Annotated in this window: 13 protein-coding genes; 2 read left to right on the top strand and 11 right to left on the bottom strand. The window is 34.2% G+C overall.

Going from position 1 to position 14061, the window contains the following annotated elements; all coding sequences use genetic code 11:
- Positions 1-23 precede the first annotated feature (23 nt).
- The 6 genes from dhbB to EGX95_RS10250 form a co-directional block, all read right to left on the bottom strand.
- The gene (gene dhbB / locus EGX95_RS10275; protein WP_001007245.1) at positions 24-911 is read right to left on the bottom strand and encodes an isochorismatase; all 888 of its coding nucleotides are present in this window, start codon (positions 909-911) and stop codon (positions 24-26) included.
- Between the two features lie 24 nt (positions 912-935).
- On the bottom strand, positions 936-2552 hold the full coding sequence (locus EGX95_RS10270; protein ID WP_000955360.1) for a (2,3-dihydroxybenzoyl)adenylate synthase: 1617 nt from the start codon (positions 2550-2552) through the stop codon (positions 936-938).
- Positions 2553-2564: 12 nt separating this feature from the next.
- The gene (dhbC, locus tag EGX95_RS10265; RefSeq protein ID WP_000657804.1) at positions 2565-3764 is read right to left on the bottom strand and encodes an isochorismate synthase DhbC; all 1200 of its coding nucleotides are present in this window, start codon (positions 3762-3764) and stop codon (positions 2565-2567) included.
- A gap of 26 nt (positions 3765-3790) precedes the next feature.
- Complete coding sequence (gene dhbA / locus EGX95_RS10260; RefSeq protein WP_001048423.1) at positions 3791-4561, bottom strand: 2,3-dihydro-2,3-dihydroxybenzoate dehydrogenase; 771 nt, start codon at positions 4559-4561, stop codon at positions 3791-3793.
- A gap of 622 nt (positions 4562-5183) precedes the next feature.
- Positions 5184-6386: an L-lactate MFS transporter gene (locus tag EGX95_RS10255; RefSeq protein WP_000748918.1), complete on the bottom strand. Its 1203-nt coding sequence runs from the start codon at positions 6384-6386 to the stop codon at positions 5184-5186.
- Between the two features lie 347 nt (positions 6387-6733).
- Entirely contained in the window at positions 6734-7051 is a 318-nt protein-coding gene (locus tag EGX95_RS10250) for a hypothetical protein (protein WP_000627299.1), read from the bottom strand.
- A 544-nt stretch (positions 7052-7595) separates the two neighbouring features.
- On the opposite strand from EGX95_RS10250, the gene EGX95_RS10245 reads away from it, so the two are divergent.
- Complete coding sequence (locus EGX95_RS10245) at positions 7596-7781, top strand: YkvS family protein (RefSeq protein ID WP_000646794.1); 186 nt, start codon at positions 7596-7598, stop codon at positions 7779-7781.
- A 210-nt stretch (positions 7782-7991) separates the two neighbouring features.
- Here the strand turns inward: EGX95_RS10245 and EGX95_RS10240 are convergent, their stop codons facing one another.
- Entirely contained in the window at positions 7992-8291 is a 300-nt protein-coding gene (locus EGX95_RS10240) for an ArsR/SmtB family transcription factor (RefSeq protein WP_000214794.1), read from the bottom strand.
- Between the two features lie 327 nt (positions 8292-8618).
- Here EGX95_RS10240 and EGX95_RS30345 point away from each other — a divergent pair, with 327 nt between their 5' ends.
- Positions 8619-8792: a hypothetical protein gene (locus tag EGX95_RS30345; RefSeq protein WP_001142747.1), complete on the top strand. Its 174-nt coding sequence runs from the start codon at positions 8619-8621 to the stop codon at positions 8790-8792.
- A gap of 222 nt (positions 8793-9014) precedes the next feature.
- On the opposite strand, the gene EGX95_RS10235 is transcribed toward EGX95_RS30345, so the two are convergent.
- From EGX95_RS10235 to EGX95_RS10220, 4 genes are all read right to left on the bottom strand, one after another.
- The gene (locus EGX95_RS10235; protein WP_001247426.1) at positions 9015-12104 is read right to left on the bottom strand and encodes an SbcC/MukB-like Walker B domain-containing protein; all 3090 of its coding nucleotides are present in this window, start codon (positions 12102-12104) and stop codon (positions 9015-9017) included.
- Complete coding sequence (locus EGX95_RS10230) at positions 12101-13258, bottom strand: exonuclease SbcCD subunit D (RefSeq protein ID WP_000765142.1); 1158 nt, start codon at positions 13256-13258, stop codon at positions 12101-12103. Before EGX95_RS10230 ends, EGX95_RS10235 begins: the two co-directional genes overlap by 4 nt.
- A gap of 15 nt (positions 13259-13273) precedes the next feature.
- On the bottom strand, positions 13274-13513 hold the full coding sequence (locus EGX95_RS10225) for a DUF2584 domain-containing protein (RefSeq protein ID WP_000667348.1): 240 nt from the start codon (positions 13511-13513) through the stop codon (positions 13274-13276).
- Positions 13514-13697: 184 nt separating this feature from the next.
- Positions 13698-13955 carry a hypothetical protein gene (locus EGX95_RS10220; RefSeq protein ID WP_001145041.1) on the bottom strand — a complete coding sequence of 86 codons (258 nt, stop codon included), beginning with the start codon at positions 13953-13955 and terminating at the stop codon, positions 13698-13700.
- Positions 13956-14061 lie beyond the last annotated feature (106 nt).

The raw sequence follows: 14061 nt of genomic DNA, 5'->3' as shown, positions 1-14061 counted from the left end.
ACCCCTTTATTATGTAGTCTATATTAAAGTACACGTTCTGTTTGCAGAGATAATAAGCGATGCCAATCAACAACTGTTGGGTTCTCTGCTAAATCCGCAAAAGTAATCTCCTTTCCTTCGCGACGCCACTTCTCTACTAAACTCATAATTCTGACCGAATCAAGTCCTCTATTTAATAAATCTTCATCAGTCCCAACACTCTCTACTGGTTCACGAAGTAATTGTGCAACTAGTTCATGTACTTTTTGTAAAGTGATTTCATCATCATCTTTTAAACCTTGTAACTCTGTTAACAAACTATTAGTTGATGTCGTTACTGCACATCTATTTGACGCATACTCCAACGCTTGTTTATGATGTTCTAGTGAAAAATCAGCAACTGCATCCGCTACAAAGAACGGCTGAATTCCATCCATAAATGCTTCACAAGCTGTTAAAAGGCAGCCAATATGCGCATAAATACCGCAAATAATGAGTTGATCTCTTCCTTGTTCATTTAAAATTTCTAATAGATTTGTCTTTTTAAATGCACTATATCTCCATTTTGTTAAGAATATATCATCCTCATCAGGAGTAAGTTCATCGACAATTTTCTTTTTATCTGGTCCAGCAGGAATACCGTCCCCCCAAAAATCTTGTAATAACCCTCGTTGTTCTAGTGTTTGTCCACCCGGTTGCGCTGTATAAACAACTGGTATACCAAGTTCCTTACATTTTTCTCTTATCACCTTAATATTTGAAATGAGTTCTACTTTCGGTGACTCTTTATCGCTATATGCATCAAGAAAATATTCTTGCATGTCATGGATTAGAAGAACCGCACGTTTCGGATCTGGTTTCCAATCCACTTTATTTTTTGGTAGTTCTGATTCAATTGGCATTTTATATACTGAAATAGATGGGATAGCCATCTAATCACTTCCTTCCGGTTTTTATTATTGTTTTACTGTAATAAGTTTTTCAGCAATGACTTTACGTAGTTCTTTTTTGCTTACCTTTCCAACGCCTGTTTGCGGGAATGATTCAATAAATTCAATTCGATCTGGAATCTTATAAGCTGCTATACCACGCTCTCTTAAAAATTTTTTTAATTCACTTACTGCCGGAGCTTGTCCGCGAGCTATAACAAATGCACAAGTACGTTCTCCTAAATAATCGTCAGGCATAGATACAATCGCTACATCATGTACTGCAACATGTGCTAATAGATGATTTTCAACTTCTTCCGCGGCAACTTTCTCACCACCACGATTAATTTGATCTTTATCTCTTCCTTCTACAATGATGTAACCTTGTTCATTTACTTTCACAAGATCTCCTGTGCGATAAAATCCATCCTTTGTAAACGATTGTGCATTATGCTCTTCTGCTTTATAATAACCACGAATTGTATATGGCCCTCTTGTTAATAAACTACCTACTTCGCCAGGTTTTACATCGTTGTCATTTTCATCAACAACTCGTACTTCATCGAGTGCAGACATTGGTCTACCTTGTGTATAAATAATAATTTCTTCCGGATCATCTAATCTTGTATAGTTCACTAATCCTTCCGCCATACCGAATACTTGCTGTAATGTACATCCAAATGTAGGGCGTATACGTTTTGCAACTTCAGCACTAAATTTCGCGCCACCTACTTGAATCACTTCTAGACTCGATAAATCGTTATTACGTGAAGATGCAGCATCAAGCCATATCATTGCTAATGGTGGTACGAGAGCAGTAATCGTAACTTTTTCTTTTTCAATAAGTGCAAATGCCTCATCTGGACTACCTCCAGTTGCCAGCACTACTTTTCCACCCGCATAGAAAGTTCCAAATGTTCCAGGAGAGCTCATCGGGTAATTATGTGCTACTGGAAGAACGGCCATATAGACACTCTTTGCACTTAAATTACAAATTTCAGCGCTAACACGTAAACTATAAATATAATCATCATGCGTTCGAGGAATTAATTTAGAAAGTCCTGTTGTCCCCCCTGATAATTGGAGAAACGCAACATCACTTGGCTGAATTTCTGGTAATGGAACGGGATCTATATATAAATCACTTATGTTCACAAATTCTTCTTCTTCTCCCACTACAATTACATGTTGTAAAGTTGGCACTTTCTCTTTCACTTCTCTTGCTAGTTTTCGATAATCAAAACCGAGAGCTTTATCTGAAATAACGTAAGCACTCGCCTCACCAAACTCACAAAAATAACTAATTTCACTGCTTCGATGTGAAGGTAATGCAAAAACAGGAAGTGCCCCAATTCGAAATAGCGCAAAACATACTTCGAAAAACTCAATAACGTTAGGTAGCTGGATTACAACTCGATCCTCTTGCTTTATTCCTAAATTCAGTAGCCCTGAAGCTAATCGATCTACTTTTTTATCAAACTCACTATACGTAATATGCGTATTACCACTTACAACTGCAATTTGATCGCCATATTTTTCAGCTCGCTCTCTTAACATCCCGCCAAATGTTTCCCCAAGCCAACAGCCTTCTTCTCGGTAACGATTTGCAAATTCTTTTGGCCATTTTGTATAACCTGTTAGCATTCTTTCTGCCCCCTACTTTTCATTAAGTGAACTATCATTTAATCCTAATGCTTTCAACATTGTTTGGAACTTAGCTGATGTTTCTGCTAATTCATCTTCTGGTTTTGACTCAGCAACAACGCCCGCTCCTGCATATAAACGGAGTGTATTTTCTTGTACTTCAGCACAACGAATTGTAACAATCCATTCACCGTCTCCATTTAAATCACTCCACCCTAGCATTCCTGTAAAGAATTCACGGTCAAATGGCTCAATTTTTTGAATCGCCTCTCTCGCTTCTTCCATCGGTGTGCCGCAAACTGCTGGCGTCGGATGAAGAGCAATTGCTAATTCCAAAGAAGTAGTATTCGGATCCTTTAGTTCACCTTTCACTTCAGTAGATAAATGCCACATCGCTTCACTATGAATAACGGATGGCTTTTCCGGAACATGTAATGTATGACAGTACGGACGAAGCGCTGCAGCAACTGCTTCTACTACTACCGCATGTTCATGTAAATCTTTTGGAGAAGAAAGTAATTCCTCTGCTCTTCTCTTATCTTCAGCTGAATCCTCACTACGTGGCCTTGAACCAGCTAACGGATTAGAAATAACTTGCATACCATTACGTGAGACGAGTAATTCAGGGCTCGCTCCAATTAACGTCTTACTATTCTCATTTTCATCTTTCGATACATTCACAGCAAATGTATACCCATGCTTATTATGCGCTGCTAATTCTCGAAGAAGTTTTTGCTTATCAATCTTTTCGGAAGAATTAACATCTAACGATCTGGATAGAACGATTTTCTTTAAATCCCCGCCCTTTATTTTTGCAATTCCTTGCTTCACACCATTCATATACACTTCAGGCTCTGGCATTGACGTCATTTCGAATGTTACGTTCTCATTTGTTTCAAACTGATTTGTTGTATTCAATTGTAAACGCTCAGAAATTCTGCTATATTCTGGTACGATAAGTTGAACTTCTTTTCTACGATCAAATGGCAAAGCACCGACGACGATAGGATTCGGATTTCCTGCTTGTTTTGCATTACGTAACACTGCTTGTACAAGCTCTGGAAAACTTTCAATTTCATGATGCTTTACTGTAGTAAACTCTCCTTCTGCTAATATCGTTCGAGTTGGTGAAGCGAAAAAGAATGAAGATTCAGTCTTATAATCTTCTAGTAATTTTTCTGACAGTTCCTTTACAGCCGTAAATTCCTTCATTGTATAGTAACCCCCTGAATTTTTTATTAAACGCCTAATGTAGCTCCGCCATCAACACATAAATTATGCATTGTAATATGACTAGCTTTATCTGAAGCTAAAAACAATACTGCTTCAGCAATTTCTGAAGGCTGTGCAATTTTTTGTAACGGTATACCGAGTCTATATGTACTTTGAGAACCAGCAATTATATTTTTTTCTCCATTCTCATCAGCCCATAGTAACCTTTGCATTTCAGTTTCAGTAGAACCTGGAGAAACTACGTTACAGCGAATGTTATACGCTGCAAGTTCTAATCCTAAACATTTCATAAACATCGTCGTAGCAGCTTTTGATGCAACATATGCAGCCATCTCCATTCTCGGCGTATTTGCTGCATTTGAACCAACTGTAACAATTGCCCCTGACTTTCTTTGCATCATATGTTTACTTACTGCTCGGGACATATAGAAAACTCCTGTAGAATTTACAGAAAACGTTTTATTCCAATCTTCATCACTTAACGAGTGAATCGCTCCCATACGTAAAACCCCTGCAACATTTACTAATATATCTATTGGAGCTATTTCATTTTCAATATCATTTACCATCTGTTCAACTGCGGTACTATCACTCACATCTAAGCAAAACGTTTTCAAATGTATTTCATTTAAGAGTTCGTTTAATCCCTCTTCATTTTGATCAACCGCAATAACTGTAGCTCCTCTTTCTAAAAACATTTTAGCAACAACACTACCTATACCTTGAGCTGCACCTGTTACTAAAACAGTTTTCCCATCAAATTCCCCTAAGTTCATTTCCTCTATCCTTTCATTTAAAAATCAATCTAATTAAACAAATAATGATAACGATTATCATTATCGGTGTAAAAAATAATACACTTACTAAACTAATTGGTCAAGTGTACTTTTCATTAAAATATTATTCATTGATAATGTTTTTCATTTAATGTTCTTACACCGAAATGATAATCTTTCTCAATAAACTTGTCAACCTATTTTTATTTTTCAGATAAAAACTTTAGTGCTTTTCAATACAATTACATCTAAAAGTATTAATAAACACTTACATTAATACTTTAATTCTTACTCCTCTTTGTAAAAATTGAAGATGATAAACTGAAGGTCTCTTCAGTTACAAAGCCTTAACAAAAAGTCGAGCATTTATTTTCTCAATATTTGTCTGAAAATATATCTTGCAAACATCAATTCATATTTTCTTTATTATTTAAGATTTAATACATATTTCGAATACGATGTATCGATTTATTATATTCCAATATAATCCAAACGGATATTTCACTCACTTTTATATCAAAAAAAATAAAAAGTAATTTAACCTTGTTAAAATAACTCAAAAAAGCACCCTATTTAACAGGATGCTTTTTCGTAACTATAGTGTTATAGAAGATTTATATACTTATGCTACGCTGCGATACTCTTCTTCTTGTTCTTTTTTCTGTTTAGGTGCTCGAATTAAAATTGCGATAATGAATGACACGACACATAGTACGCCAATCACCATAAAGGTTGGTTTGAATCCACCTAGAAGTGCACCGATAAAGGAACCTGCAAGCGCTCCAAATCCAAATCCTTGATACACAATTCCGTAATTCTTACTATGGTTTTTCATACCGAAGAAATCACCAACAATAGCTGGGAAAATAGTAATATTTCCACCAAAACAAAACGCTACACTTGCTACACATACGAAGTAGATACCGTAATTCAAATCTACGAAACTTAGAACTAATACCGAACTCGCCATAACCACAAAAGTACCCGTAACGATTTTTAAACGACCAATTTTATCTGATAACGGTCCTAGAATAATACGACCTAATGTGTTAAATATTGCAACCATAGCCACCGCATTAGCTGCTGTCGCTGCACTAAGCCCTACAAGTTGAACACCAATGTCTTTTACCATACCAATTAAGTATAAGCCACTCATACATGATGTAAATAACATGATGAATAATAAGTATACTTGTTTTGTGCCTAACATTTCTTTCATTGTATATTCATGAGTGTTTGTTTCCTGAACTGCACCTTGATCAGCAGCTTGATGGATTAAACAAGCTCCAAGGACAATCATAGCTGTAACAATTAAACCCCAATATATAAACGCTTGCGATACACCAACGGAATCGATTAACTTTGCATTTATATATTTGAAAATTAAGCTACCTGTACCATATGCAGATACAGATATACCAGAGATTAAACCTTTACGTTCAGGGAACCACTTAATTAAATTAGATAGTGAAGTAATATAAGCTGTACCATCTGCGTAACCTACAACAACTCCTGCTAGTATATAAAGCAATATTAACGAAGAAGCTTGTGAACTAAGTACTAATCCTAGTCCTAATGCTAGTCCAGCTATCATAATAAGTTTACGAAGTCCCCATTTTTCTTGCAATTTACTTGCAAATAAAGTTGAAAATGCTAAGGAAAGACTAGTAATTGAGAAAGTTATCGCAACCGCGTTAAGACTCCAACCGTATTTACTAACTAAAGGCTGATTGAATAAACTCCATGTATATATCGTTCCAAGTCCCATTTGAACTATTACTGTACCAAGGACAACAAGCCATGGATTAACCTTTGATTTTTTCATACCTTTCCGCCTCCTCTTTCTATTTCAATGCTTTTCGCTAAGTCTTGTTTTTTTATGTTCATTTTGGTCATCTCTTTTGATTTAACACCTTCATTGTATAAGATGTTTTCAGTTATGTAAGCACTTACAAGGCAGGGCGTCAAAAACATGGAATCAGTTACAGAAAACGAAGGATGAAATACAAAAAAATGTTTTTTAAATACGTAATAGTTGTTCATATTGTTTTGTATAAGTTAAATTTACATATGTTTTTGAATCCTTTTTTCAATAGTAAAACAATAAAACCGTCTCTTTAATAAACATTAAAGAGACGGTTTTATTAAATTAATTCATAAGCCTGACTTTCTTTATACATTTATAATTGTTTCTTCAAATGTAATAATTGGCTCTACAAATTCCATCATAATGAAAGCATTTTTAATACGTCTTGTCAAAACTTCTTTTAATTCTGCACACATTTCTTCTGTAAGTGATTTTACAAATACAAAGTTGTGATAATAAATCACACTTTTCTCTTTACTTAAAGGGTTTAAAAACATCCCCTCTTTTGTAACGAGAGCGTTAGAATGCCCCGCTAAAGTTGAAAGAAATGTCTCTAAAATTTTTATTTCTCTTTTTGAAAATGATTCTTCACAAACTACTTTAATATTCATTTCTGTTATCATTTATATATTCCCCCAACCAATTTTTCACAAGGGGATGCTATTAAATCTTTACACAACTCCCCTTGTCGTTCAAAAAATTCACCAGAAAACTAAGTTGACTAACTTGTTTTTTCCCTTTATTCATATAAATCTCTCCTTTCGTATATATTACTTCTCCATTTGTAATTGATTACCTTTTTATATTGAAGTTTTTCTATGTTTTTAATTGGAATTTTACCAAAAAGAGATCTTATTCCTAAACGTATATTTTTTTGTACTCCTAAAAAACCCTTACTTATTTACTTTACGTTTCGGGCTACATAGTATTTGTCTTTTAAATAATTTGTTTAGCTGCAGTATTTACATAGAAATATTGTTTCGCTGACGCTGAAAACAATTTACTTTGCTTATAATAAAATATAACTTTTAGCATAGGAGTACTTTACACTCTTCTATTAGACTACAAATATTTTTTTGATAAATAAAACTAAATATTCACTAATATACTTATACGTGGTTTAATATATATAATAAAAAATATTTCTGTCTTTAATGAGGAGGTACTATGAAAGCAAACGTAGGGGATACTATACTTTTTCAACGAAACAATTTAAAGATTACAGGATCTGTACTAAAACTTTATACTGAATCGGTCTTAGTTGAAATTACAAATGTAAGCGGTGGTACTTTTGAATTTGAACGAACAATTGTAAATCATAAAAACTATAAAATATTAAATACGAATACATAAAGTGAAACTTTAATCAGTGGGGGTTTTGTTCATCCCCCACTGATTATTAGTTGAACCAATCGGACGTTTACGGACAGCCCGACTCCCACCTAACTTCTTTGCTCCAACTGAATTTTGAGGTGGGAGTTTTACTGTCGGTTAACGCGGGATAAAACAACACAAAATAGCCCCTGCTCACCAGCAGCGGCTATTTTATATAAAAATACTTCATTAGTTTATATATCCTAAAACATTAACAATCTTACTCGCTTTTAAATTGTTAATATGATAATAAATTTCTAAACCTCTTCTCTCTGCTCGTAACACTTTACCCTTCATTTTTGATAAATGTTGTGAAACAGTAGATTGCGGGATGTTCAGTAACTCTGTTAATTGTGTTACATTACAAGTTTTTCTTGTACTTAATTCATTTACAATTTGCAGTCGGATTGGATGCGCCATAATTTTTAAAATATCTACATCTTCTTCTGAAACTAAAGTTTTTTTCATTTCACTCGTATATGTTGTCATAAGACATTCCCCTTTTATATGAATTCCATTTTTATAAGATCTATTTCCAAAATTTTTAAAACCCTCGATTAAAACTTTCATATAGAAATAAAAGGATTTTAAATTTTTGAAAACAGAACTTACATTCACTTTATTTATTTGGTACATATACATAATACAATGTTAATATGTGCTCTATGTGAAGTTCGCATAAATTTGTAATGAAGATTTTTCAAATAATTCACATCTAACTACATATTTCCTCCTAACACTATCCAGTGATTTTAACATATTTTAGGCGTTTGTATATACTATCTACAAAATAAATGTTATTTAGGGGGAATTCAAATGCCTACAATGTTACAAGAAGAAGTTGAAGAAGCGCGCGAAACATATGTCAGTCGTATCATTTTGGTCGGTGGATCGGCTTTATTTTTAGTAGGCGGTGTTATCTCGGCAATTTCGGCTTTTAAAGCTTATAATCGTTTGGAAAATACGCCGTCTTCTACAGATAACTCATAGGTGAATTATCTAATTTTGAATAACAAATAAAGAGGCTGTCCCAAAAGATGCTTTTTAGCCAAAATCGTATAAAAAGTGAAAGGCAGAAATGTTGATTTTATAACATTTCTGCCTTTTCGATTTCATGTGATCTTACTTCGAAAGAGACTTATGAGACAGCCCCTTTATTTTATCAAAAGTTCTATACTAAAGAATCGCAAATAATATGAATTACAATTGAACTTACTTCACCACAAACCGCGTCTGACTACACCCATCCTTCTGCTTCGTTACTTCTAATACAGCTGGCATTGCGTTTTTTAGCTCTTGAACGTGTGAGATTACACCAATAAATCGGCCTGATTTTTGTAAGTCAATTAAGGCGTCAACTGCTTTTGTTAATGACTCCTCATCTAATGAACCGAACCCTTCGTCGATAAACATCGTTTCGATGGATATACCACCTTCATATGCTTGAATGACGTCTGCCATTCCGAGCGCTAAGCAAAGCGATGCATTAAATTTCTCGCCGCCAGATAGAGTTTTTACATCGCGTGTTTGGCCTGTGTACGCGTCGTATACATCTAGACCTAATCCACTTTGACGATTTCTCTTTTCAACTCGTTCACTTCGTTTTAAATAAAATTGTCCATTTGATAATTTACGTAATCGTTCGTTTGCAATTTGAACAATTTGTTCTAAATACTCAATTAAGATGTAACGTTCAAATGATATACGGCTTTCGTTATCACCTTTCATTACTTCATATAAGTCAACAAGTTCTTGGAAAGCTTTTTCTTCCTCATGAATTTGCTCATCAATACGCCTAATATTTTCATGTAAATCAGAAATATATGTTACCGCATTTTGCGCACGTTGACGTTTTTCTTTTATGATATCAAGGTTAATTTCTAGATCTTTTATATGTTCACCTAACGCTGTAATATCCATATACTCTTTATCTTTTAATTCACCCTGTAACTCTTCAATTTGTTTTGCAAGTACTTCAAGAGATGAATAATAGCTTTGAATTTCTTTTTGTAACATATCCATCTCGGCATCACTTAATTTCGCTTCTTTATACGTAATTTGATCTGTAAATCCACTCTGTTCAAGCTCTTTCATAAAGCGCGTGAAAGTCTCTTCTTTCTTCGATTTTGCACTTTCAAATTGATTAGAAGCACCTTCCTGTTCTGCTTGAATACGTATATTTTCATTTTGCCAATGTTGATACGCCTCCTGCACTTTCTTCCATTCGTCCTCCATTAATTTGAGCTCATGCATAGCTTGATCAAATTGAACTTTCCAAGCTTGTACTGTTTGTAAGTTTTCAGGAATGTTTTTCTTATCATGTTCATATGACGTACGCAGCTGCATACAATCCATTTCGATACGGTGCTGTTCTGTTTCTACCTCATGTTTTTGTTTCTGAAGTGCATCTACTTTTTCTTCTATGCTTTTTATTTTCACAGCTGTTTGCTTACGCGTTTCTTCACTTGCTTTTAACGTATTCACTTCAGTTGCTAATTGTTTTCCTTTTTGAACAAGCGCACTATATGTTTCAGCTAATTCTTCTGAGCGATAACCCCGCTTCTTAACCTCTTCTATTACTTGTTCATATTGAAGATGATAGAAATTCCATTTCTCCTCTACTTGCACATGTAATTTTTCAGCAAGATTCTTCTTGTCTCTTAAATCATTTAACTCTTTTTCATTGATGGCATCACTTTGCTCTAAAGCTTTTTTCGGATGGTTCGTGCTGCCACATACTGGACAAGATTCACCATCATGTAGATGAAGAGCTAATATACCAGCTTGTTCACTTAACCAGCGACGTTCCATATTCTCATATGCACGAACTGTCTCTTGCATCTTAATAAATGCAGTTTCTTTTTCTTGCTCGAATTTTTGTTTTTCTTGCCATACGTCATATGCTTGCTTTAAAACTTTTGCATCTTCTCGCATATTCGTTAGTTCTTCTACTTTATCTATATATCGTTCAAGCGCTCGCTCTAATTGCTGTAATTCACCAGACATTAGCTGTTTTTGATTTGTATGCTCTTCTAATTGTCGATCTAAGTTTTGCATACTTTCTTTTAATTTTCCTAGTTGAATTTCTGCATTTTGTAAATTCAACTGTTTCTCAGCTAATGATGCAATAATCGGTTGTAACTCTTCTAATCTTTGAACAAGTTTTTTTGCATTTTCTCTCTCAGGTTCTTTATTCTTTACTGCTTCATATTTCTCCTGAGCAAGTTCAAAATTATTCATTATATTTTCTTTTTTAGCGATAATTTGTTTTAACAAACTTTCAGCTTTCTGCTCATTTTGCATTGCTTCTTCATACCACTGTTCAAATGGTAATAAGCGCTTCGCTTGTTCCGCACGCTTAAAAGATAGTTCTTTCATTTCAATTACTGAACGTTTTTCTTGTAAAGTATTATATTTCTCATTCTTTTGTTGTAAATCTATAAATTTCTCATTTACAGACTTCGCTGCATGAAAACGTGTTTCAGCATCCTTTAATTGCTTCGTTTGAATATCTTGTTCTACTTGTAATTGCTCCACCTCTGCCTTATACGCAGCTGTCTCTTGTTCTAATGCCTCTACTACTTGATGCGTATTTACATGGTCTTGTTCCACTAATGTCTCTAATAATGCTCCATCTCGGATCGGTAATTTAAAAACATTACGAAAATGTAGCTCTCGCTCTTTTTGTTTTTCTTGTAAGACGTCTTTCCATTGTTTTCGTTTTTGATCAAGTAACTCTCGCATTAACTTATAACGATCTGTTTTAAAAATACGACGCAAAATTTCTTCTTTGTTTTCAGTCTCAGATGTTAATAGTTTTCGGAATTCCCCTTGCGGTAACATAACAATTTGACTAAATTGATGTTTACTTAAACCAATTAAATCTTCTACTTTTTTATTTACATCCGTTACATGGAAACGATCAACAGCCGGAATCTTCTCTTCATCAATTACTTCATATAATTCTACTGCATGTCCCGTAATCGTCTTGTTCCCTTGTTTTTTGTGTCCCAGTTGTCGTTTTATTTCATAACGTTTCCCTTTTAGCTGAAAGGTTAATTCTACGCTTGTATACACATTATCATCAGCAAATTGACTGCGGAGCATGCTCGTATCACTTCGTTCTTCTCCACTTGCCTCACCATATAACACATAACAAATCGCATCAAAAATTGTTGTCTTTCCAGCGCCCGTGTTCCCCGAAATAGCGAAAATACGATGCTCTCCCAAATCGTCAAAATCAATTACTTCTTTCTGTTTATACGGGCCAAATGCCGTCATAATAAGCTGAATCGGTCTCATCCTCGTTCACCTTCCCGTTCTTGCACTGTTTGTAATACTTCTACAAATAGACGTTCTTTCTCTTCTGATAAATCTAAGCCTTTCATTTCTTTATAAAAAGCTTTTAATAGTGATAAATCATCCGTTTTATGTCTTGAAACAGTTACTTCATTTGACTCTGTGAACTCTCGCCTTTGAATGGATCTTTCAACATGCATGGCATTTGGATATACAGAGCGTATTTTTTCCATTGGCTGTAAGACAGGATTTTCATCTAATAATTTTACAAACACGTAATCTTCACTTACTGGATGTTGTAATAATTCATCTATTTTCGCTTCTACTGTTCGCATTTTACGACGTGGTGTAAGTAACCTTTTTTCAATTGTTGCTTCACCTTGCTCGTTCAGCTCCACAATATAGTATCCTTTTTTATGTTTTTCTTCAGAAATAGAATAGGCAAGTGGCGAACCTGAATATCGAATTGTTTCATTACGTACGAAATGCGCTTGATGTAAATGTCCAAGCGCTGTGTAATGAAACTTATCAAAATAATGACTATTTACGTATTCAGCACCACCAATTGAAAGCGGTCGTTCGGCATCACTAGTATTCTCTTCTGCTTCTCCAGCAGAAGTTACAAATGCATGACCAACAAATACATGTCTCGCTTCTTTATCCATCGTTTCAGAAAGCTCATTCATAAAAATACGCATCGCATCATCATGAGAACGTACGTCTTCGTTTTTCAATACATGTCTCACTATACTTGGATCCGCATATGGAACGAGATGGAAGTGAACCTCCCCATATTCATCATTTAATATAATTGGCTCATATGGAAATTGAAATTGCCCCACAATAAATAATCCTTGTTTCTTCATTAAACTACTTCCAAAATGAATACGATCTGGACTATCATGGTTTCCTGCAACTGCAATAACTGGCGTTTGTAAATCAATCACTATTTTTTGCAGCACATCATTTAATAAGTCTACTGCTTCTGTAGGTGGAATTGCTCGGTCATATAAATCCCCTGCAATAATTACGGCATCTGGTTTTTCTTCTTCAACAGCTTGTACAAACTGATCTAATACAATCTTTTGATCTTCAGTCATATACACGCCATGAACAAGCTTTCCTAAATGCCAATCGGCTGTATGAAATAACTTCATCGTTTCCTGCTCCTTTTAATTTACTGAATTTAGTGATACAAGTTGATAGTTTATTGTAGTTTTTCCGTTCTCCCATTCTAACTTTTGTATCATTGCACTACCGATTCTTTCTTCATTTGATTTATATAAAGGTAATATTTCTTGAACTGTAAATAAGTGATAACCATCCAATTTTAATTGAAATATGTTTTCTTCTATATGTAATCTTACTTCTTTTTCATTTGAAATAATTTTTGTGTGCATCTCAAATTTCATGATAGATACAACCCCTTTTTCTAATCTCTACACTATTAATAGTATATTGGCTATGCAAGATTGACAAGTACATACACGGTAAAGTACATACTTTTCTATTGCGATATGTTTTTTTAATTTCACATATAATACGGTATGTGAAATTTTATTCTTTCCAAAAATAAAAATGTCTCATATGACATCTTTATTTTTGGATAAATTCTTTCATTACATAATATAAAACTGTAATGAAAACAATCGCTACAAAAAATGAAAATACTGCAACAATGTACCCATCTTTATTTAATAAAATGCAAAAAGAAATAGATATGATAAAAATCGGAAATACAAGTCGTACTTTATCCTTCACTTCCTCTGTCGTATCTGTATGATGAAAATATTGCGTTATCCCTATCATTAAAGAAGACAAAATAATCACCGACAATAGTAAAGGTACTGGCATTCCGATTTCTCCTTTCTCTATTTCTAATGAAAAGCAATTTTTCTTTCATTATAATCACTTCAAATACTCTTTTCGAAGTGATTATGTACAATTTACACATATATAA

The organism is Bacillus sp. FDAARGOS_527 (genome assembly GCF_003812125.1).
GTDB lineage: Bacteria > Bacillota > Bacilli > Bacillales > Bacillaceae_G > Bacillus_A > Bacillus_A paranthracis.
Note: the sequence above shows the minus strand (reverse complement) of the source record. Positions and strands in the feature narration are given on the sequence as shown.

Excerpts from the sequence above, each read along its gene's own strand:
- dhbC (WP_000657804.1), bottom strand. The coding sequence starts at position 3,764 with ATGAAGGAATTTACGGCTGTAAAGGAACTGTCAGAAAAATTACTAGAA.
- EGX95_RS10230 (WP_000765142.1), bottom strand. The coding sequence starts at position 13,258 with ATGAAGTTATTTCATACAGCCGATTGGCATTTAGGAAAGCTTGTTCAT.
- EGX95_RS10220 (WP_001145041.1), bottom strand. The coding sequence starts at position 13,955 with ATGCCAGTACCTTTACTATTGTCGGTGATTATTTTGTCTTCTTTAATG.
- EGX95_RS10270 (WP_000955360.1), bottom strand. The coding sequence starts at position 2,552 with ATGCTAACAGGTTATACAAAATGGCCAAAAGAATTTGCAAATCGTTAC.
- EGX95_RS10250 (WP_000627299.1), bottom strand. The coding sequence starts at position 7,051 with ATGATAACAGAAATGAATATTAAAGTAGTTTGTGAAGAATCATTTTCA.
- EGX95_RS10225 (WP_000667348.1), bottom strand. The coding sequence starts at position 13,513 with ATGAAATTTGAGATGCACACAAAAATTATTTCAAATGAAAAAGAAGTA.
- dhbB (WP_001007245.1), bottom strand. The coding sequence starts at position 911 with ATGGCTATCCCATCTATTTCAGTATATAAAATGCCAATTGAATCAGAA.
- EGX95_RS10255 (WP_000748918.1), bottom strand. The coding sequence starts at position 6,386 with ATGAAAAAATCAAAGGTTAATCCATGGCTTGTTGTCCTTGGTACAGTA.
- EGX95_RS10235 (WP_001247426.1), bottom strand. The coding sequence starts at position 12,104 with ATGAGACCGATTCAGCTTATTATGACGGCATTTGGCCCGTATAAACAG.
- EGX95_RS30345 (WP_001142747.1), top strand. The coding sequence starts at position 8,619 with ATGCCTACAATGTTACAAGAAGAAGTTGAAGAAGCGCGCGAAACATAT.
- EGX95_RS10240 (WP_000214794.1), bottom strand. The coding sequence starts at position 8,291 with ATGACAACATATACGAGTGAAATGAAAAAAACTTTAGTTTCAGAAGAA.
- EGX95_RS10245 (WP_000646794.1), top strand. The coding sequence starts at position 7,596 with ATGAAAGCAAACGTAGGGGATACTATACTTTTTCAACGAAACAATTTA.
- dhbA (WP_001048423.1), bottom strand. The coding sequence starts at position 4,561 with ATGAACTTAGGGGAATTTGATGGGAAAACTGTTTTAGTAACAGGTGCA.